The 21,347-nt window shown below is 68.2% G+C and carries 9 protein-coding genes; 4 read left to right on the top strand and 5 right to left on the bottom strand.

The annotated features are described in order from the left end of the window. Window positions 1-152: 152 nt before the first annotated feature. The gene (locus J2X21_RS17525; protein ID WP_310330733.1) at window positions 153-5,723 is read right to left on the bottom strand and encodes a CHASE domain-containing protein; all 5,571 of its coding nucleotides are present in this window, start codon (window positions 5,721-5,723) and stop codon (window positions 153-155) included. Between the two features lie 468 nt (window positions 5,724-6,191). Between J2X21_RS17525 and J2X21_RS17520 the strand changes: the two genes are divergently transcribed. From J2X21_RS17520 to J2X21_RS17510, 3 genes are read left to right on the top strand one after another with little or no spacing between them, the layout of a single operon-like run. Beyond that, window positions 6,192-8,129 carry a response regulator gene (locus J2X21_RS17520; protein ID WP_310330732.1) on the top strand — a complete coding sequence of 646 codons (1,938 nt, stop codon included), beginning with the start codon at window positions 6,192-6,194 and terminating at the stop codon, window positions 8,127-8,129. Window positions 8,130-8,169: 40 nt separating this feature from the next. Continuing rightward, window positions 8,170-9,120 carry a GGDEF domain-containing response regulator gene (locus J2X21_RS17515; RefSeq protein WP_310330729.1) on the top strand — a complete coding sequence of 317 codons (951 nt, stop codon included), beginning with the start codon at window positions 8,170-8,172 and terminating at the stop codon, window positions 9,118-9,120. Further along, the gene (locus J2X21_RS17510; protein WP_310330728.1) at window positions 9,117-13,487 is read left to right on the top strand and encodes a PAS domain S-box protein; all 4,371 of its coding nucleotides are present in this window, start codon (window positions 9,117-9,119) and stop codon (window positions 13,485-13,487) included. The genes J2X21_RS17515 and J2X21_RS17510 overlap by 4 nt, the downstream gene beginning before the upstream one ends. A gap of 139 nt (window positions 13,488-13,626) precedes the next feature. On the opposite strand, the gene J2X21_RS17505 is transcribed toward J2X21_RS17510, so the two are convergent. After that, window positions 13,627-14,547 (bottom strand): LysR family transcriptional regulator, encoded by a 921-nt coding sequence (locus tag J2X21_RS17505; RefSeq protein ID WP_310331230.1) that lies wholly within the window; start codon window positions 14,545-14,547, stop codon window positions 13,627-13,629. Between the two features lie 104 nt (window positions 14,548-14,651). On the opposite strand from J2X21_RS17505, the gene J2X21_RS17500 reads away from it, so the two are divergent. Further along, window positions 14,652-15,665, top strand: coding sequence for a zinc-binding alcohol dehydrogenase family protein (locus tag J2X21_RS17500; protein ID WP_310330726.1), 1,014 nt, complete (start codon window positions 14,652-14,654; stop codon window positions 15,663-15,665). 36 nt (window positions 15,666-15,701) lie between these two features. Here J2X21_RS17500 and J2X21_RS17495 read toward each other — a convergent pair whose 3' ends face one another. The 3 genes from J2X21_RS17495 to J2X21_RS17485 form a co-directional block, all read right to left on the bottom strand. Beyond that, window positions 15,702-17,111, bottom strand: coding sequence for a hypothetical protein (locus J2X21_RS17495; RefSeq protein ID WP_310330724.1), 1,410 nt, complete (start codon window positions 17,109-17,111; stop codon window positions 15,702-15,704). 42 nt (window positions 17,112-17,153) lie between these two features. After that, a complete protein-coding gene (locus tag J2X21_RS17490) occupies window positions 17,154-20,381 on the bottom strand; it encodes a PAS domain S-box protein (protein WP_310330723.1) in 3,228 nt (1,075 codons plus the stop codon). A 96-nt stretch (window positions 20,382-20,477) separates the two neighbouring features. After that, entirely contained in the window at window positions 20,478-21,281 is an 804-nt protein-coding gene (locus J2X21_RS17485; RefSeq protein ID WP_310330722.1) for an NRDE family protein, read from the bottom strand. Between the last annotated feature and the right edge of the window lie 66 nt (window positions 21,282-21,347).

The following is a 21,347-nucleotide window of genomic DNA, read 5'->3' as shown; positions in this document are numbered from 1 at the left end:
ACCAGAAAGCGATTGCAGCCGAAGCTGCCGACTGCATGTGGGATGAAGTGTCTACAAGAGTTCCATGCTGGCGATCTGAGGAACGCTCAGCGCATGAGCACGATCCAACATGCGCTCCGTGCATCGGTGGAAGCGCCGGACGGTCGGCGCGATCAGCGGCTTCGTGCCTCTTCGGCTGCGAGTGCCTGATTCAACGCAGCGGCAAAGTCGAGATCTTCGACGGCGGCGCTCACGCTGGAGAAGCTCGCCTCACCCCAGACGGATCTGAGCGCCGGCGCAAGGCGTCGGAACTTGTCAACAGCGCTCAGTTCGCGTGCGCTCAGGGAGCTGAGCAACGCATCCAGGTCCGTCTGCTCGATGGGGCCGGCGACGCGCGGTTCGGCCGCAGGGCCGGCGAGATGCGCGAGCGATGCGGCGCTGGCATCGTTCAAGTCAACCAACGCATGGCATAGAGCGTCCATCACCGGTTGCAAATCAGACAGCGTGGCGCCGGCCCTCAACCGCGTTTCCGCTTCTCCCGACCAACGCTGTACGTCGCTGGCTCCCAGGGTCCCGGAAGCTCCTCGCAGCTTGTGCATGGCCGCCTCGAGCGCCTGTGGTTCCGCACTGAGAAGGCCCTGCCATTCGGCAGCAAGCCGCACGCCCTGAAACTCGCGCAGCATTCGCGCCACGAGCTTCAGAAAGAGGTCCACGTTGCCAGACATCCGGCCCGCGACTTCGACGGCATTGATGCCCTTGATATCCGGCCAGTGGTGGGGCAGGGAAGCGTTGCCGGTTCTTGCTGCGTCGCTCGGCCTGATCTGAAGCGGCGTGCCGCGGACACGCTCCACGGTGCGCCGCAGTGCCCGTACCAGTGAAGCGGGATCGAGCGGCTTGGTCAGGAAGTCGGTCATGCCGGCTTCCTGCGCCCGACGACGCTCCTCGCTCAGTGCGCCCGCCGTCAATGCCAGTACCGGAAGTTTGGCCAGAGCCGGGTCTTCGCGCAGTCGTCGGGTGGCTTCGTAACCGTCCATCACGGGCATCTGCACATCCATCAGCACCGCGTCAATGCGCCCGCGCATCTCGCGCAGGCAATTCACCGCCTCTTGGCCGTCCCGAGCGGTGTGCACGACCGCACCCTCCTGCTCCAGAAGGCGTTTGCCCACCTCGAGGTTGATTTCGCTGTCATCCACCAGCAATACCTGCAAGCCATGCAGCCACTGCGCATCCAGGGCATCAATGCGGGTCGAGCCCATCACGCGCTCAGTGCTGCCCGTGTGCATCGCCACGCTTTGATTGACGGCGTTGAAAAGCTCTGAACTACTGATGGGCTTGGTCAGCACCGAATCCAGAAGATGGTCGTGGTCCGCGGCCTCGATGTCCTTGCGTTCGCGTGCCGACACCACCAGCATGGCAGGCAAGCGCTCGAGATTCAGCCTGTGTGCGATCGCCCGCAGCGCCACGAGGCCGTCCATTCCGGGCATCTGCCAGTCCACCAGCAGCGCATCCGGCAAGGGCTTGGCGGATTCCAGCCTGGCCTGCACCAGGTCCAGCAAGCCCTGTCCGGATTCCAGTTCCGTGGTGTGCCAGCCGAGAGCCCGGCACAGGCTACCCAGGGTGCGCAAGTCTTCAACATCGTCGTCCACCACCACCACTTCGATCACTCCCCGCGAAACCTCTTGCCCCTCATCGGGCGCGACGATGACCAGTGGCATGCGCAGCCAGAACTGGCTGCCCTGTCCTGGCGTGCTGAGGGCACCGACTTCACCGCCCAGCAGCGCAGCCAGATTGCTGACGATGGCCAGGCCCAGGCCCGTTCCGCCGAAGCGTCGCGTGGTAGACGCGTCCGCCTGTACGAAGGGTTCGAAAAGATGTGCGAGCGTCTGCGGCGGAATGCCTATGCCCGTGTCGGAAACCGACCAGCGCAGCCAGTCACCCTTGTCCTGCGCGGGCTCCCGGGTCACACGCAGCACAACTTCGCCTGCCGACGTGAACTTGATCGCATTGCTCAGCAGGTTGACGAAGATCTGCCGCAGACGCAGTTCGTCGCTCCGGATGAAGGCTGGCAGCGCCTCGCCGCCCTCCATGCGCAGACCGATGCCCTTGTCCTGGGCCTGTGGACCGAAGATCTGCTGCAACTCATCCAGCAGTCGGGCTGGCGACAGCGGCGCCGACTCGATGCGCATCTCGCCAGCCTCGATCTTGGACAGGTCCAGCACATCGTTGATGATGCCCAGCAACGAGCGCCCGGCGAGTTGCAGCTTGCTCAACAACTGGCGCTGGTCCACATCCAGTGGCGTGGATTCCAGCAACCTGGCAATGCCGATGACGGCGTTCATCGGCGTGCGGATTTCGTGGCTCATATTGGCCAGGAACTCGCTCTTGGCGGCATTGGCAGCATCGGCGTCGGACTTGGCCTGATGCAGTTCGGCCTCGGCGCGCTTGCGCGCCGATACGTCCTCCGCCATGCCCAGGTAGCCCACGATCATGCCTTGTGGCGAACGTATTGGTGTGACCACGAGCATCACGGAAACATGCCGCCCGTCGCTGCGGACATACGTCCACTCCCGCTGGTCTGCTCCATCCATTTCTGCCTGGTGCACCAGCGCGCGAAAGCCCGCGATGTGCTGACCATGGGCCTCCGTGAGTTCTGCTGCATAGGCCTCGACCTCGGCAGGCAGGTGCAGCATTTCGGGCGTTTCGCGCCCGATCATCCGGGAGGCGTCATAGCCGAGCAATCGCTGTGCACCCGCATTGAAGATGGTGATGAGGCCATCAGGGTCCGTCGCGATGATGGCCACCTCGGTGGCGGCGTCCAGCACGCTCTTGAGCAGCGTTGCCAGACGGGACACGTCGAGCTGTGCGGTCTTCGCTGCGGTGATGTCCTTGTGCGTGCCGAACATCCACTCAGGCCGGCCGTCTTCCGTACGGGTGAAGACCCGCCCCCGGTCCTGCACCCAGATCCAGCGGCCGTCCTTGTGGCGCATGCGGCTTTCGAAGGCGTATTGCTCAATCTCGCCCGAGAAGTGCCGCTCCAGTTCGATCTGGGACTTCGCGAGGTCCTCGGGATGCAAGTGCGCATGCCAGGTCTGGATGCTGACCGGCGCCAGCGCTTCCAGCGTGTGGCCGATGATGCCGGCCCAGCGCTCGTTGAACCGGGTTTCGCCCGTCTGGACGTTCCACTCCCAGGTGCCGGCATCCGTGCCACGCAGGATGTTCTGCAGCCGCTCTCGCTCGCGGGCAAGCGCGGCCGTGCGCTCGTTGACCTCCGCTTCCAGCGACTCGGTCAGCTCGGTCTGGACCTGTTGCGCCTGCCGCTCCGCCGTCACGTCTCGCAAGATGACGGACAGGCTGCCCCCATCCTCTGCCTCGCCTGGACCGGCCAGCCGCGAAACGCTCATGGCCAGAAGCAACTGCCGACCGTCGCGGGTCAGGCACCAGTGTTCCTGTTCACCCGCTACGGAATCCTCGAGAACGAGGGGGCGCGCGGGGTCCGAGACCAGTTCGCTCAGTCCGAGACCGTAAGCAGCCTGCGCAGCGATGCCGAAGAGCTGCTGGGCGCCCCGGTTCCAGGAAGACACGCGACCCTGCGCATCCAGGCTGATGATGGCATCGCGCGACTGATCCACGATGGCGGCCAGGCGCAGGCGTTCGCCGCGGGCCTGCAACTGGCGCTGCAGGCCAACCCAGTAGAAGTAGAGCAGCGTGGCGCCACCCAGCCCTGCCAGCAAAGGCGCCAGCAAGTGTTCTGCGGTCCTTCGGACGGCCGCTTGCTCCATTGGCCGAACAGGCATGCTCGCCACATAGGTCAGCCGGCCGACGACGCTGCCGGGGTTAGGGTCCACTATCGCCCGCGCGGTGACGAGTACTTCACCGTCCGCCTTCCGCCAGGCCTGCAGTACGCGAGCGTCCATCTCCGGTGGCAGCGCGGCTGAACTGAACTCATTGGCCCACCGGTAGGTCTGCCCGCGGTCTGTTGCAAACGTGCGATGGGCATCGGGATGAATCAGGAACTCGTCGACCGCGTTCAGCAAGTACAACGTTGTGCCCGGTGGCGCCGCCGCAGCCGATTCCGCCAGGCGCTGGGCAACGTCAATGTTGAGAATGACGATTCCGAACACCCGGCCGTCGGCCGTGTACACGGGTGTCGAGTAGCGCACCGTCGGCCGGTGCGGTATCTCCACACGTCCATGCTCCTGATTCAGTTCGAGCTGCGATGTCAGCACCTCTCCGACCTGCAGCGCGAGCGTCTGCTCCATGTAAGGTCTGTCGCCCTTGGCCTGCAGCTCGGACCGGGGCACAACTTGCAGATCTGCGCCGCGCCGATCGACCCGCACCAGTTCACGCCCACCGTCAGCCACCCCGATGATTCGGGCCTGCGCCACCTCCGGCGAGGATCTCATCTGTGCAATGAAGATCCGCTGCATCTGGAGCAGCCAGTCGGCCTGGTTGGCACCGTCCCGCACCAGGCCTTGCACCGAGGGGGTTTCCGCCAGGAAAAGTACCGACTTGCGTCGTGCGGTCTGAGTCAGGTGCAGCCGCTCCGCACGTTCGTCGACCAGCCCCTGAAGCGTCTTTTGGGCGTTGGACGCCTGGAAAACCCACTGCTGCTGGTAGTCCACCCAGGCGAAGAGCGCCAGGAGCGCCAGGAATGCCAATGCTGCCCGCCGAGCCAGAGGGCTGCGCAGGAATTCCAACACCCCGGTCTCGGCCAAGGCCTCCAGCCGAGCCGCCTCCGTTACGGGAAATGCGCTGCGTGATCGCTGCCAAGCCCATATCAGCAAGGTCGACAAGCTCCAGGCAACGGCAACGCCGGCGCCTACCCACACCGGATCGTGCAGGCGCGCTTCACGCAACAGCGCCGGCCTCGCCGTTGCCGTGAGCAGCCAGCGGCGACCAAAGACGCTGACGGTCTGGCTGGCTGGTGTGCCTGCCGGCGCTGATTCAACGGCCGGGCTGGACTCGTAGAAGGGCCGACTGTCTTCAGCGTCAGCGAGTGAGATCCGCAGCTCGTCCAGCAATGGTCCCATGTCGGCGAGCACGTCATCGACCACCAGCGGGGCATAAGTCCATCCGATGGTGGCTTGCTGGCGCGCTTCGCCATCCCGCAGTGGGGCCTGGCTGCCATAGACCGGCAGCAGCACAAGGAAGCCACGCCGTGGCATGCCATCAGCCTGCACGAGCGTCAGCGGCGGCGTGAGGCGGGGCTCCCCTTCGCGTGCAGCCGCGAGCGCCGTCTCGCGCCGTCTCTCCTCGGTGGCGATGTCCAGCCCCATGGCCTCGCGGTTCATCTCCAGCGGATAGATGTACTGGATGACAAACAAGTCCCCATTGCGGGGCCCCAGCGAGCGAATGCTGAAGTCGGGGGGCCCTTCCTGGCGTGCCTGCCGCAGGAAGGAGGCCTCGTGTTGCGGCTGCACGCGGCGGATGAAGCCGAATCCCCGGGCACCGGGAAATTCGCGCCCCGTCTCGCGGCCAGCCATGTAGGCCTCGAAGCTGGCTCGGGACAGCGCCGTACCTCCCGCTGCAACGACTGCGCCTCGTGCACCTCGCAGACCGTACTCATACAGCCTGAATCGCTGCTGCACCAGAGCAGCAACCTCTGAACTGAGCCGGGACTGGCGCGCTTGCAACTGTTGCTGATTCTCCTGATGCACCCAGACGGCGATCAAAAGACTGACAGCCAGGCCCAAGCATCCAAATAGCAACATCGCCGCCCGTTGGGCGCGCGGGTTCCGTTTCATCCGGACGTCTCCCCTCGGTACCGGTGGCAGCCAACCTCCATCGGCGGCATCGGCAAGGCTGGAATTTCCAGCCATCCTATAACGCGCAAGGATGCAACAAACAGACTTGCGAAATATCAGGATGCGCGTAGATTGCGTGTTAGAAGCAGGCGGGATCTGGGTTCCGCTTCATCATTTCTTGCAGGCTTTTGGGGCGATTCGTGTGAGCCCGGACTTGCTGCCGGTGGATGACGATCCGACGGCCATTCAGGCCTTGGGTCAGATCCTTTCCGAACTGGCGAACCTGCGCTTTGGGCGCTCCGCGGTAGAGGTCGCGCGCTTGCAATATGTGAGGAGTAGCGGGACGCCGACACGCGAGAGACTTCGCCAATTCACGGAACACCGGGCTTGCCACTGCTGAGTGAGTCTATCTATGCTCAGGCCAATGTCCGCGTGGACGTGCATGCACACCAATGTGCGGGAGGGGCAATGTCCGACGAGTGGCGAGATATGCGCGCGCTGAACGAGGCCCGCATCCTGCTGGTGGACGACGAAGCCGAGTCCATCAAGCTGATGCGCTCGATGTTGTCGGAGTTTGTGCAGGTGCGCTTCGCGACGTCGGCGATCGATGCGCTGCGCCAGATCCGGGCTTCGCGGCCGGACTTGGTGATCGTGGACTTCAACATGCCGGGCATGACCGGCCTGCAGTTGTGCGAGGAACTGCAGCGCGACCCGATGTTCGAGAGTTTGCCGGTCATCGTCGCAACCGCGGACCGACCGACGGAGCTGGAATGCGCTGCATTGCAGCGCGGCGCGGTCGACTTCCTCACCAAACCATTGAATCGCGAGACCTTCCTGGCCCGCGTCAGGGCGCATCTGCGCTCCCATGAACTCGCCTCCCGCCTGAAGGAAATCGTGCAGTCCGGCGACGAGCCGGCCGATGCCGACGTGGCCCCGGCCCGCCTCCTGGTGGTGGACGACGACGTCTCCGCCATCCGGCTCATCCAGAAGGCCGTGCAGGGCCTGGGTGTTGTCCATTTCGCCACGACCGGCGACGGCGCGCTGCGCAAGCTGCATGAGATCCGCCCCGATGTGATCCTGCTGGATGCCAGCATGCCCGGCCTGGACGGCTTCTCAGTCTGCGCTGCCATCAAGAGCCAGGCCGAGTTCGCGCACATCCCTGTCGTCTTCATCACGCGCTTTGCTGACGCCGAGCGCGAGAAGCGGGCGCTGGACCTGGGTGCTGCGGACTTCGTCAGCAAGCCTTTTGACGTCAGCGTGCTGCGCGCCCGCATCCGCAATCTGCTGACGCTGAAGACGCGCATCGACAGCGAGATCCGGGCAATGGCTGCGCATTGGCGCCGGCTGGCGGACTCCCGGGTGGCCGACATCGTGCGCACCGCCAGCGACGGCGTCATCGCCTGCGACGCCAGCGAGCACGTGATGCTGTTGAACGACGCGGCCGCGCGCATCCTTGGCTGCGATGCCACGGCGGCAGTCGGCCAGCACATCGACCAGACCATGGCCGGCATGGGAGACAGCATGGAAGCGGCCCGCCGCGCGCCGGTTCGCATGCAATTTCATGCGCCCGACGGCACGACACGCGTCCTGGAAGTGCGCGCCTCGGAGGCCGAATCCGGCCGGCTCATCACGCTCATCATTCGCGACATCGCGGAACGCGAGCAACTCGAGCAGGCGCGCCAGGCGCAGGTCGTCGCGGAAGCCTCAGCCAAGGCCAAGTCCCGGCTGATCGCCTGGGTCTGCCATGAGATGGGGGCGCCCCTCAATGCCATCCTGGGCTTTTCCCAGCTGCTGCAGCTGGGTGGCGGTGTCACAGGAGAAACCGACCTCAAGCGCCTGCAGTACGTCCGCGATGCTGCCGGCCAGCTGCAGGCCCTGCTGGCCGACCTGATGGACGTTTCTCGCCATGAGGCCGGCACGCTGGCCATCCAGGTCCAGGCCGGGGATGCCCGCGACGCCATCCGTTCGGCGATCGAGACCGTGCAGCCTCTCGCCACCCAAGTCGGGGCGGTGGTTCACCTGCCTTCGCTGGATGCCGAGGTGCCGGTGATGGCGGACACACAGCGCCTGCGTCAGTGCCTCGTCAACCTGCTCACCAACGGCATCAAGTACAGCGGCGAGGGCCGGCGCGTCACGCTGGACCTGGCGCTGACGGCCGACGAGACCTGCATTGCGGTGCGTGACGAGGGCATCGGCATGAGCGCCGCGCAGCAGACAGCCCTGTTCGAGCCCTTCAACCGCCTCGGCCGCGAGAACACAACGGTCGTCGGGACGGGGTTGGGCCTCGTCATCAGCAAGAGCCTGGTCGAGGCCATGGGTGGGAGGATTCTGGTGGATTCCGAGCCGGGGATCGGGACACAGTTCACGCTTTGCCTGAAACGACCTCATGTGGCTGCAGCGACCTGACCGCTACAGTGCGGTGGCTTTGCCAGTCGCCAAGGAACCGATGTCATCAGCCCAGGCGTCCATCCTCATCGTCGACGACGACCCCACCCTGGTCCAGCTGATGGCCCAGATGCTGTCCGAACTGGGCACGCTGCGCTTTGCGCGCAGCGGCGAGGCGGCGCTGAGCCAGGCGCGGCGCAACAAGCCCGACCTCATCCTGATGGATGCCGAGATGCCCGGCATGAGTGGCTTCGACGCCTGTCTCGCCCTCAAGGCGGACTTCGAACTGGCCGACGTACCCGTGCTTTTCGTGACCAGCCACCATGCGCTCGAGATGGAGATCCGCGGCTTTGAGATGGGAGCGGCCGACTTCATCCACAAGCCGGTCAGCGAGCCGATCCTGCGGGCACGCGTGTCGACCCACCTCAAGCTCAAGCGCGCCAATGACGAGCTACGCCGACTGGCGGGCACAGATGCGCTAACCCAGCTGCCCAACAGGCGCAGCTTGGATGGCGCCTTGGCAACGGAGTGGGCGCGCGCGCAGCGGGAGGCGCAGCCCTTGTGCGCCTTGCTGATCGACGTCGATCGATTCAAGCTTTTCAACGACCGCTATGGTCATCCGGCGGGGGACGCCTGCCTGCGCGGCGTTGCGGCGGCGCTGGCTGGCGTCATGCGGCGCCCGGCGGACTTCGTTGCCCGCTACGGCGGCGAGGAGTTCGCCGCATTGCTGCCCAACACCGACCTGGAGGGCGCCTGCCTGATCGCGGGGCGACTGGTCGATGCGGTGCGGCAACTGGCCATCCCCCACGAGGATGGTGTCGTGGATGGCGTGGTGACCGTCAGCGTTGGCGTCGCCTTGGGCCAAGGTAGTGACGCCTTTACCGCCGAGACCCTGATGCAGCGCGCCGACGAGGCCCTGTACCGCGCCAAGCGTGAGGGTCGGTCGCAGTATTGCAGCCACAGCGACTCGCCTCAGCCGCCAGCCGCCCAGCTCGACGGCGCAGCGACATGAAACTCCATCCCTGGCGGGCCGCGCTGGTGTGCTTCCTGCTGGGCGCCTTGGCGACCGCGTGGCTGAGCTGGAACCAGGCCGAGCGTAACCGGGCCGTCGTCGCCAGCCGGTTCGAGGAACTGTCTTCGGAGACGGTGGAGCGGATTCGCGCACAGTTGCACCGCATGGAGTACGGGTTGCGCGGCATGCGCGGCATCGCGGCGGCTCAGGGCACCTTGCCCACGCTCGCGCAGGTGCAGCGCTACGCGCAGACGCGTTCGCTCGATCAGGAGTTTCCGGGCGCGCGTGGCTTCGGCATCATCTGGCGCGTGCCGGCCGAGGAGGCCGCGGACTTCACGACCATGATGCGGGCGGACGGCCGGCCGGAGTTCGCCATCAAGCAACTCGCGCCCCATGAGGGCGATCGCGCCGTCATCGTCTACATCGAGCCGGAGGCCAGCAACCGCCAGGCAGTCGGGCTGGACATCGCCTCCGAATCCCGCCGGCGCGAGGCAGCCTTGCGCGCGATCGACACGGGCAAGGCTCAGATCACCGCGCCTATCACGCTGGTGCAGGCCTCCGGCCAGAAGAAGCGCGGCTTCCTGGTGCTGTTGCCCGTCTACCGGGCCGGCGCACCGGACGCGCCCGAACGTGGCCGCGGCTGGAGCTACACGCCCATCGTCATCGATGAGGTGCTGGCCAGCCTCGACGCGTCGGCAAGGCTGCTGTGGCTGGATCTGGCCGACGTGGGCGACCGGGCGGACGGGCCCTTCTTCAGCACGCCGGGCCCGGCCCCCGAGGGCGCCGGCCTGCCCCAGCGGCGAACGACGATCGACATCTTTGGGCGCCAGTGGGAGGCGCGCATGCTTGCCACGCCGGAGTTCGTGGCGAGCATGCATCTCACGCCGCCGTCCTTGTTCGGCTTCAGCGGCGCCGTGCTGTCGATGCTGCTGGGCGCGCTGGCGTTCCTGCTGTCGCAGCGCCGCGTGCGTGCCGAGGTGACGCAGCAGGAGCGCCTGCGCCGCGCCGCCATCGTCGAATCATCGGAAGACGCCATCGTGGCACTGACGCTGGAAGGGCAGGTGACTGAATGGAACCGAGGCGCGGAGCGGCTGTTCGGCTTCCGCGCCGTCGAGGCCGTCGGCCGCCCCATCACGGCGCTCGTGCTGCCGCCAGAGAGGGAGGCCGAGGATGCCGATATCCGCCACCGCATCGTTGCGGGCGAGCGGGTCGATGCGCATGAAGCGATGCGCCGGCACAAGGACGGCCATCTGATCGATGTGTCGGTCAGCGCGACGCCCATCCATGACGCGCAGGGGCGCTGTATCGGCCTGGCGAAGATCTTCCGCGACATTCGCCCCGCCAAGCAGCTCCAGCGGCAGCTCGAGGAGGTCAACAGCGCTCTCGAAGGACAGGTGAGCGAGCGCACCTTGGCGCTTTCGCGCGCCCTGCACGACCTGCGCAACGTCATCGACGCCCTGCCGTCTTTGATCGGTTACTGGGACCCGGACCTGCGCAACGTGATGGCCAACAAGGCCTACGCGGATTGGTTCGGCGTTGAACCCGCGACCTTGAAGGGCAAGTCGCTTGCCGAATTGCTGGGGCCCGAGCTGTTCGAGCGCAACCGCCCCTTGGCCGAGGGTGCTCTGCGGGGCGAGCCGCAGAGCTTCTCGCGCAGCATCCCCAGGCCGGATGGTGGCTTACGGCACTCGCTGGCGCACTACCTGCCGGACGTTGTTGACGGAGAGGTGCGCGGCTTCTATGTGCTGGTCCACGACGTCACGGAACTACAGGAGCAGCGCACCGCGCTGGAAGCCGAAAAGCGCGACAAGGCGGCCCTGCTGGCGGCGCTGGACGCGCATTCGATCGTGTCGATGACGGACCGCACCGGCACCATCATCTCGGTCAATGACCGGTTTTGCGATATCTCTGGCTATGGGCGCGAGGAACTGCTGGGGCAGAACCATCGCCTCATCAATTCCGGCACGCATGCGCGGCAGTTCTGGCTCGACATGTGGCGCCATATTGCCGAAGGCAAGGTGTGGCATAGCGAAGTGTGCAACCGGGCAAAGAACGGGTCGCTGTACTGGGTGGACAGCGTCGTCATGCCGTTCTTTGGCGAGGACGGCCGCATCGACAAGATCGTCTCGCTGCGCACGGACATCACGGACCGCAAGCGGGCGGAAGACGAACTCCGTCACACCTTGGCCCTGCTGGTGTCGGTGCTGAAATCGGCGACACAGGTGTCCATCATCGCGGTCGGCCGCGAGGGCGGCGTCTCGCTCTTCAACCGCGGTGCCGAGCGCCTGCTGGGCTATACAGCGGAGGAAGTGATCGGCAAGGTCAACGCCTTCCACTGGCATTTGCCGACGGAACTGGAGGCACGGGCGCAGTCGCTGAGCGAGCGCCTCGGGCGGCGCGTCCCGCCGGGGCTCGCATTGGTCGCACCTGAAGTGCTGGGGGAGGCCTTCGACTGCCACTATGTGCGCAAGGATGGCGAGCTGGTTCCCGTGACACTGTCCGTCACGGAGATTCGCGACGTCGAAGGGGCCAGCCTGGGATTCATCGGTGTGGCCTACGACATCAGTGCGAGAGTCGAACACGAGCGCGAATTGCAGCTCGCCGTGCAGGCGGCGCGTTCCGCCAGCGAGGCCAAATCGCAGTTCCTGGCCAACATGAGCCATGAGATCAGGACGCCGCTCAATGCGGTGATTGGCTTGGCCCACCTGCTGCAACGCACGCCATTGAACACGGAGCAGGCGCCTTATGTGCAGAACATCAAGGTGGCCGGCAACGCGCTTCTGAGCATCATCAACGACGTGCTGGACCTGTCCAAGATCGAAGCTGGCGAGATGACGATCGAGCATGTCGACTTCAGTCTGCGTGACGTGTGCTCGTCGCTTCAAGGCGTCTTTGCCGCACAGGCTCAGGCCAAAAGGCTGTCACTGAACCTCACGCCCGAGCCGGGCATCCCCGATGCGCTGCGTGGCGACCCCACCCGCCTGCGCCAGGTGCTGACCAACCTGCTGGGAAATGCGATCAAGTTCACCGAGAGTGGCTCGGTGGTGCTGCACATTTGGGTCCTGCCCAAGTCAGATGAACGCTGCTGGCTGCGCTTCGAGGTGCGTGACACCGGCATGGGCATCGCGGAAGACGTCCTGCCTCAGCTCTTTGCCCCGTTCGCGCAGGCGGATGCGACGACGACACGCCGCTTCGGCGGCACGGGGCTGGGGCTGTCCATCGTGCGCCAGCTGGCCGAGTTGATGGGCGGCGGCGTTGGAGTGCAGAGCAAGATCGGCGAAGGCAGCTGCTTCAGTGTCGAGTTGCCCTTCGAACGCGCTGAGGTGGCCCAACTGCCCAGCGCGGCGGCGCCTCAGCAGCCCGACGGGCCGAGGCTGGCGGGATTGCGCATCCTGCTGGTGGACGACAGCGACATCAATCTGCAGGTCGCGGGGCGTCTGTTGGAGATCGAAGGCGCGCAGGTGCTGCAGGCCCGCAACGGCGCCGAGGCCGTCCAACAAGCCCAGACGGCGGAGCCGCTGGACGTCGTGCTGATGGACGTGCAGATGCCGGTGATGGACGGGCTGGAGGCGACACGCCGCATTCGCGCCATCCCCGCGCGCGAGGGGCTGCCCATCCTGGCGCTCACCGCGGGCAACACCGACACCGAGCACCGCCGCGCGCGCGATGCCGGCCTGCAGGAGATCCTGTCCAAGCCGCTGGACCCCGAGCGGCTTGTGCAGGCGGTGCGCCGCGCTGCGGGCCTGCTGCCCTTGAAGCTGACCTCACAGCATGTTCAGCAGGCGGCGCAATGGCCAACGATCGACGGCATCGACACTGACCAGGTCCGCAGGCGGTTGGCTGGCGACACTGATCTGTTCATCAGCATGCTCAGGCGCATGCTCGCCGTCTGTGATGACGCCCTCGCCAGCCCACGGGCGACGCCGACGCAGATGCAGGAGCTCGCCCGGCTGATGCATAACATCAAGGGCAGTTCGTCGACGCTGGGCGCCATCGAGATTCCCGTGCTCGCCACGCGCGTCGAAGAGGCTTGCCTTCAGGCAGACGCCGAGGCGGTCAACGCAGGAATGTCCCGCCTCGATGCCGCCGCGTCCGCATTGCGGCGCGAGTCGTCCGATCTGCTCGCTCAGCGGAAGGTGATGGATGAACCGGCGCCTGGAAACCTTCCCGATGCTGCGGAGCTGGACGGGCTGCGCCAACTGCTGGCGCTGAACGACCTGCGGGCGCTGGAGACCTACAAATCCATGTCAGCCAGGCTCCGTGCGGCCATGTCGGCTGACGCCTTTGAGCGCCTGGAACACGAAATGGCGGAACTGCAGTTCGAGGCCGCACTGGACGAGCTCAAAGAGGTGGTAGGCCGCGCTTGAGCCGATCGCGAGGAAACGCCCAAGGACCGATACCCTGGGCCGGACACCGAGCGTCCCCAGCTGTGGAGCAAAGATCTAAAGGTCATTGTTTGCAATGGCTTTTCGACTGCGACCGCGGGTGCTGAACGAAAGCTGAGACCTACCCCCGTGCTAAAGCGTCGCAGCGGCGCCTTAGCTCGACGGCCAGCCGGCGCAGTGCGGGAGTGAGTCGGTGGCGGCCTATGGCCATCCAGTGCAGCGGTGCCGGCTCGCCCTGCCAGTCGGGCAGCAGCGCCACGAGCCGTCCGGCGGCGAGGTCGTCGGCCACGTCCAGCCGGCTTTTGTAGGCAATGCCCAGCCCGGCCACGGCCCATTCGCGCACCAGGCCGCCGTCGTCGGCCACGCGGTTGCCGCCCACCTCGACGGGCTGCGTCTCACTCTCGGGTGAGATGAAGCGCCAGCGGCCGTGCAGGCTGTCGCCCAGCACGAAGCGCAGGCACTCGTGCGCGCGCAGCTCGGCCGGCGTGGCCGGCGGGCCGTGGCGGGCGATGTAGGCCGGGCTGGCGCACAGCACGCGACGGTTGTCCGGCGCCAACGGCAGCGCGACGAGGCTGGAGTCGGGCGGCTCGCCGTAACGCACGGCGAAGTCCACCGGCTCCTGCATCAGGTCGGCCAGGCGGTCGCTGATGCGCAGCTCCAGCTGCAGGCCGTCAGCGGCATCGGCTCGTGCGGCGTCTTCGATCCAGCGCCACAGGTGCTGGCGGCCCAGGTCGCTGGGCAGGCTCACGCGCAGACGGCCGCTCAGGGGCCGGTCCTCGCCGGCCGCGTCGCGCAGCGCGGCCTGGCCGTCCTCCCAGGTGGCCAGCAATTGGCGGGCGTGCGGCAGCCACTGCTCGCCGGCTTCGGTCAGCCGCAGCCGGCGCGTGGAGCGCTCGAACAAGCGCACGCCCAGCTCGCGCTCCAGCCGCGCGATGGTGGCGCTGGCCTGCACTGCGCCCAGGTCCAGCCGGCGCGCGGCGGCCGAGAAGCTGCCTGATTCGGCGGCAGCGACGAAGAGCTGCAAGGGCGCGAGGCGGTCCATCTTCATGCAATGCGTGAAACTGATTCGCCGATCCTAGTCTTTGTGCATTGAATGCCAGGCCTCACGATGACGGCCATCGCTGATTCATCGCAGAAGGACCTCTCATGAAAGCCGTCGGCTACCTGCAATCCCTGCCCGTCGACCACCCCGAAGCGCTGCTGGACCTGGACCTTCCGGCGCCCACGCCGGGCCCGCTGGACCTGCTGGTGCGCGTGTCGGCCGTGTCGGTCAACCCGGTGGACACCAAGGTGCGCCGCAACCGCGCGCCACAGCCGGGCCAGCCCGAGGTGCTGGGCTGGGACGCCGTGGGCACGGTGCAAGCCGTGGGCGCCGCGGTGCAGGGCTTTGCCGTGGGCGACCGCGTCTGGTACGCCGGCGCCATCAACCGGCCCGGCTCCAACGCCGAGCTGCAGGCGGTGGACCACCGCATCGTGTCGCTAGCGCCGCGCAGCCTCTCCGACGCGGAGGCGGCCGGCCTTCCGCTGACGGCCATCACGGCCTGGGAGCTGTTGTTCGACCGCCTGGGCGTGCCCGAGGGCGGCGGCGCCGGGCAGACGCTGCTGGTCACCGGCGCCGCCGGTGGCGTGGGCTCCATCCTCGTGCAACTGGCGCGCCAGCTGACGCAGCTGCGCGTCGTGGGCACGGCCAGCCGGCCCGAGACCCAGGCCTGGGTGCGGAAGCTGGGCGCGCACGCGGTGGTGGACCATGGCCAGCCGCTGCGGCCTCAGCTGGTGGCTGGCGGCATCGCCGAGGCGCACTACATCGCAAGCCTGACGCACAGCGACCAGCACTGGGCCCAGCTGGTGGACCTCGCCGCGCCGCAGGGCCGCATCGGCCTCATCGACGACCCGGCCACGCCGCTGGACGTGATGGCGCTGAAGCGCAAGGCGCTGTCGCTGCACTGGGAACTGATGTTCACGCGCTCGCTGTTCGGCACGCCCGACATCGCCGAGCAGGGCAAGCTGCTGGCGCGCGTGGCGCAGCTGATCGATGCGAGCCGACTGCGCAGCACGGTCAGCGAGCACTTCAGCCCCATCAACGCGGCCAACCTGCGCCGAGCCCATGCGCTGCTGGAGAGCGGCCGCATGCGCGGCAAGCTGGTGCTCAGCGGATTCTGAGCCGGAAGCGCCGCGAGGACTTTGTCTGGCGCTCCCTCACCACTTGCAACCCTTGCCGCGCGCCGCGTCTATGGCCAGCGGCACGACAGCCAGGATGCCGGCATTGCTGTAGGCCTTGCGGCAGTCCTTGTTGGCCGTGTCCTCGATGGCCTGCTCCAGCTTGCCCTTGCGCTCGGGCGGCGGCGGCAGCAGCTCGACGAGGCCGGGGCTGCGGCGCGACGACATGTCGCCGCGCGGCATGGACAGGTTCAGTGGCGCGCGGGTCGCACCGCTGGCGGGCGGCGTCGGTGCGGCGGCCATGTCGGCGCCTGCCCGCGGGCCGTCGCTGCGGCCGGTGCTGACACCCGCCAGCGGCGGCGCGCTGGGGTCGCCCTGGGCCGGGCCGGCCGGTGCGCTGACCTGGCCTGGCAGCGATGACGCCAGGTCGTCGAGCCCACCGGCCGCCGGCGTGGACAGGCTGGCGCGCGGATTCTGGGCCGGCTGCAGCGGCGCGACGCCGGCGCCGGCGTCGGCCGCCTCCAGCCGGGTCACCGGCGTGGGCAGGTCGGGGGTGCCGGACAGCGCGGTGGCCGCGCCGGGCGCAGGCCGCTGCAACTCACGAGGAGAGCTCAGGCGGCTGACGCCGCCGGCATCGGCGCTGGGCGCTTCAAGGCGCTGCACCGGCGTGGGTAAGGCCTGGGTGGGCGTGGCGTCGCTGACGCTGGCGGTGGGCGCCTGGGTGCGCAACTCGGTGGCGCGCGGCAGCGTTGCCGTGGCGGTGCCCGCGGAGGGTGCCTCAAGGCGGCGCACGGGCGTGGGCAGCTCGGTGCTGGGCGGTGCCAGCGCCGGTGTTGCGGCGGCGGGGCGCAGGTCCGACGGCCGCACCAGGTCGGCCACGGTGGCCGGCGCGGCCTCCAGGCGTTGCACGGGTGCTGGCAGGTCGGCCGGCTGGGGCGGCACCTCGGGACGGCGCTCGGCGCTGCGCAGCGCGGCGGCGGGTGCCAACGGTGTCAGCGCCGTGTCCGGGCGCGTGTCCAGCCGCCCGACGGCGGCGGGCAGCTCGGCCGGCGTCGTCACGGGCGGCGCGCTGCGAGGCGATGGTGGGCTGAGCGTCTCGCGCTCCACCGGCTTGAAGCCTTCGGGCAGTGGCAGCGTGGCGGTGCGGGTCTCGCCATCGGCCTGCGCGTCGGGCGTGGCCCGTTGGGGGCGGCTGTCGGGGGCAGGACGGGTTGGCGTGCCCGGGGCGCCACCGGCGTTGGGGCTGGGCGGCGCATCGGCCTGGCTGCCGCTGCGCGCGCTCAGGCGCACGCTGAGGCTGCCCCAGACGCCCTGGCCCGGCAGGGCCGTCCCGGTGGTGTTGCCGAACATCAGCACCAACCACACGTGCAGCAGCACGGCCAGCAGCAGGCTGCGCTGCAGCAGGCGCGGGTCGGGCGGCGAGCGGCGGTGAAGGGCGATGGCGGTCACTGCCGGGCGATTGTGGCCTGCGCCGGGCGGCCGCCTTGTGACTCAGAACGTCGTTTGCGAGAAGGTGTCACGGCCGGCGGCCTTGGCGCGGTACAGCGCGCGGTCGGCGCGGTCCAGGATGTCCTGCGCGCCGTCGCCGTTGCCGCTCCAGCAGGCCATGCCCACGCTGGTGGTGACCTCGATTTCGCCGCCGCCAGGCAGCAGCATGGGCGGGCGTATCGCGTCCACCAGCTTGGCGGCCACGCGGGACGCCTCCGCGTCGCTGTTCAGGCCTTCGAGGATGACGACGAACTCGTCGCCGGCCAGCCGCGCGGCGGTGTCGGTGGCGCGGATGGCAGCGCGGATGCGGGCACCAAATTCCTTCAGCACAACGTCGCCCACGGCGTGGCCGTGGCCATCATTGATGAGCTTGAAATGGTCCACGTCCATGAAGATGACAGCCATGGCTTGGCGCTGGCGGCGAGCGCGGGCCAGTGCCAGCTGCAGCCGGCTCTCGAATTCGCGGCGGTTGGGCAGACCGGTCAGCGCGTCCACATGGGCCAGCTCCAGCAGGCGTTGCTCGGCCTGCTTCGTGACGGTGATGTCCGCCGACATGCCGAACACGCCCGCCACGCTGCCGTCGGCCTGGCGGTCGGGTTCGTAGACGACTTTCAGGTGTCGCGTGATGCCCAGCGCCGTCGATGTGATCTCGAACTCCTGGCGCTCGCCGGCCAGCGCCCGCTCCAGCGCCGGCTGGCGCTGCGCGTACAGCTCGGGGCCCAGCAGCGTCTTCAGATGGACGCCCGTGGCCTTCAGAGGTTCCACGCCCATCCATTCCTGGAAGGTCTTGTTGACGAAGCCCAGGCGCTGGTCGCGGTCGATATAGGAGATCAGCACGGGCAGGTTGTCGGCGATGGCACGCAAGCGGTGCTCGCTGCGCTGCTGCTGCAGCTGAGCGCTGCGCAGCTCCGTGATGTCGAAGGTCATCAGGTAGAAGCCGGTGACCGCGTCGCTGAGCGCATCGCGCATGGGCACCAGATGGACCTGAAAATGACCCATGCCGTTGCGCCAGGGCAGCGTGCCTTCGAAGGTCTGGGCGTGGCCTTTCAGCACCGCGCGCACATGGGACTCGTGCAGCGCATAGCTGGCCGCGCCCAGGCCTTCGCGCATCAGCATGCCCACGCCCATGTCGCGCGATATGCCGTGGACCTTCAGTGCCAGGTCGTTGGCGTAGACGCAGCGCTCCTGCGCGTCGAACACGCCCACCATGGCCGGGATGCTGTTGGTGATGTCGCGCATGCGCTGCTCGCTGGCCGCCAATTGGCGGGCCGCGGCCTTGCGCTGGCCGATGTCGCGCAGGAAGGCGTTGGCCACGTAGCCGTCGCCCTGGGGCATGGCGGCGACGCTGAGCTCCACGTCCAGCGTGTGGCCGTCGCGGTGCAGTGCCGTCTGCTCGATGCGCTGGTTGACGACGCGGCCGGTGCCGGTCAGGCAAAAGCGCGCCATGCCCGCATCGTGCGCGGCGCGCGCCTCGGGCGGGATGATGAGCTCGGACAGCCGCCGACCTCGGGCCTCGTCGCCGGTGTAGCCGAACATGCGCTCGGCCTGCAGGTTCCAGTCGCTCACGTCGCCGGCGCCGTTCAGGCCGATGAAGGCGTCGTTGGAGTTGTCCAGGATCGCGCGGTAGCGGGCCTGCTCGCTGGCCAACTGCTGCACCAGCGGCCTCACGTGGCGGCGCAGCATCCAGGTGCCAGCCAGCACCAGGCTGGCCAGCAGCAAGGCCAGCAGGCCCAGGCGCTGGCGCAGCGCGCCGAAGACGGCGGCCGCGTCCGTCTTGACCACCATGCCCAGCCCTGTACGGCCCAATGGCACATACGACGCGACGACCTGGATACCGCGCGCATCGGGCGTGACGACGACGCCGGACTCGCCGATCAGCGCGCGGCTGATGGGCAGGTAGGGCTGGTCGTGGCTGTCGAACATCGGCACGTTGGCGGGCTCGGGATGCAGCTTGGACGGCAGGCAGCTGACCCGGTCGGCCACACGCGTGCAGAGGATGACGTCGGCCGACGGGTCGGTGTCGCGCACGCGGGCCACCAGCCGGTCCATCAGGCTGAGCCGGTGCTCAGCCTGGAAGATGCCGACCAGCTGGCCGCGGTCCATGACGGGCAGGTCGGTCAGCAGCACATAGCCGCCGGCCCAAACGATGCGGGCGTTGGGTGCGTGCTGCTGGGCCAGCGACAGCGCGGGCATGGTGGGCGTCACCGCAGGGCGGCCGGCCTCGGTCAGCGGGCGGTTGGCGGGGTCCAGGAAGCGGGTCGCGGTGATGCCCCCGGTCAGCAGGCTGCGCGTGATGGCGCGCAGCCGCTCGCGGGCCTCGGCGTCGCCCGCATTGGTGCCCAGGCGCGCCAGCTGCTCGATGACGACGGGCCGCGTCGCGATGGTGTTGGACAGCCAGATGCCGGCGTCCAGGGTGTGCGTCAGCGCCTCGCCGGTGATGAAGGCCGTGAAGCGGATGTCCTCCTTGCGCGCCCGCTCGAACTCCACTTCCAGCGCCGCGAAGCCGCCAGCGCCGGCCGCGACCGCCACGACCGACAGCACGGCCATGGAGCGCCAGGTGATGCGCCGCTCGTGCAGGTCCATGCGTGCCGCCAGGCCGCTCCAGCGCAGCTGCTGGTCCCACAGCGCGATGGCCAGCAGCATCAGCCCCAGCGCCGTGACCAGCGTCATGCGGTTGAGGTTGCCCCAGTGATAGAGCTGCTCCAGCCGCAGCAGATAGCCCAGCACGCCCATGACTGCGATGAGCAGCGCGGTGCCGATGGCGGCGGAGCACAGCCGCTGAGTGCGTCTGCCTGGCGCTCCCGCCAACAGGCCCAGCGAGGCGAACAGCAACAGGAACGCGATGCAGGCGTTTGGAGAGGAGCGGCCGGGGTGGGGATTGAGCGCCGTCGGCAGCACATCTGGGTGGGCGATGTCGACGCCCAGCGATACGTCCAGCACCGCTTCAAGCAGCATCAACGCGGGCAGCATGGACATCCCCAGCGCCAGCCAGCGCAGCACGCGCGTCGAGCCGGGGTTCGGTGCACGGGCGGTTGGCCAGCCTGCCATGTACCAGACCGACATCGAGCCGATCAGCAGCAGCATGGCCGCCACCAGGCTGGTCTCGGCAAGGCCTGGCACGCTGGCCCCGAGCTCGAACCGAAGCAGCCAGCGCAGCGCGACAAGACCGGCGAGCAGCGCGCAGGCCAGGGCGGCCCCACGGGCGGTGGACAGGCTTGGCCGAAGGTTCATCGACGGGCGTGTTCGCAACGGAGAGGTGCGTCTGTATAGCAGCTTGGCGATCCGTCAAGCGCGAGATTTGGCGGCCGGCGTCCTTCCGGCGCCGGATCAAATGGTCACCAGATGTCGCACGGGGGCGGCCCACCGCCCGGCGGCATCGACGCTGCGTTCGATGATTGCGGTAGCACGCCGCCCGTCGGGCAGGGCCTCGGTGACCAGCACCGTGGAGCAGCGGGTGCCGTAGCCGGCCAGATCCGGCCGCGCCGGGTCCGGCATGCGCACGAAGCGCGGCGACAGCAGGCGCTCGCGCGCCAGGCCCACGCCGGTGTCGGGCAGTTGCTCGTCAGGCGCGGGGGCGGCGTCGGCCAGTGCAACCAACAGCTCGCTGCTCAGTTGCTCCGCGCTGGACGCCGAAGCCAGCGCCTGGCCCAGTGCGGCCTTCAGGCCCTGGGTCTTGGGCCAGGGCGTGTCCAGCGCGGCGTTGGACACGCCGTGGATGCCGTACGCCAGCCGTTGCGGCGCCGGGCTACGGTTGCTGATCCAGTGCCAGGTGTTGCGCTGCAAGTCGGCGGTGATGAGGTTGAAGCCGTTGTAGCCCGGCGCCAGCCGGGCGGCGAACGCGGTGGCATCGTCGCGGCCCGTCAGCCAGTCGACCACCAGCGCGCCGCGCGACGGCGCATCGGCGCGCTGCGATGCGGGCTCGCGCACATTGGTCAGCAGCGCGAGCCGGCCGCTGCGCGCGAGGCCGAACCAGGTGCCGCCGGCGGCGAGGTCGCGGCCGGCGAGGATGCCGGGATGGTCCGGCCACCACGCCATGGGTGCCGCCGGGCGCGCGAAGAACTCGTCCCGGTTCGCGGCGATGACGAGTGGGAAGCGGGGATGGGCGTTGAGCGCGAAGGCGGCGAGGCACATGGACAAGCGAGGTTCTTCTGTGTGCACCCGGCTGTCCGCGAGGCGGGGTGCCCGTCTATCATCGGC

It is taken from the genome of Roseateles asaccharophilus, from assembly GCF_031458115.1.
GTDB lineage: Bacteria > Pseudomonadota > Gammaproteobacteria > Burkholderiales > Burkholderiaceae_C > Pelomonas > Pelomonas asaccharophilus_A.
Note: the sequence above shows the minus strand (reverse complement) of the source record. Positions and strands in the feature narration are given on the sequence as shown.

Excerpts from the sequence above, each read along its gene's own strand:
- J2X21_RS17525 (WP_310330733.1), bottom strand. The coding sequence starts at position 5,723 with ATGAAACGGAACCCGCGCGCCCAACGGGCGGCGATGTTGCTATTTGGA.
- J2X21_RS17520 (WP_310330732.1), top strand. The coding sequence starts at position 6,192 with ATGTCCGACGAGTGGCGAGATATGCGCGCGCTGAACGAGGCCCGCATC.
- J2X21_RS17515 (WP_310330729.1), top strand. The coding sequence starts at position 8,170 with ATGTCATCAGCCCAGGCGTCCATCCTCATCGTCGACGACGACCCCACC.
- J2X21_RS17510 (WP_310330728.1), top strand. The coding sequence starts at position 9,117 with ATGAAACTCCATCCCTGGCGGGCCGCGCTGGTGTGCTTCCTGCTGGGC.
- J2X21_RS17505 (WP_310331230.1), bottom strand. The coding sequence starts at position 14,547 with ATGGACCGCCTCGCGCCCTTGCAGCTCTTCGTCGCTGCCGCCGAATCA.
- J2X21_RS17500 (WP_310330726.1), top strand. The coding sequence starts at position 14,652 with ATGAAAGCCGTCGGCTACCTGCAATCCCTGCCCGTCGACCACCCCGAA.
- J2X21_RS17490 (WP_310330723.1), bottom strand. The coding sequence starts at position 20,381 with ATGAACCTTCGGCCAAGCCTGTCCACCGCCCGTGGGGCCGCCCTGGCC.
- J2X21_RS17485 (WP_310330722.1), bottom strand. The coding sequence starts at position 21,281 with ATGTGCCTCGCCGCCTTCGCGCTCAACGCCCATCCCCGCTTCCCACTC.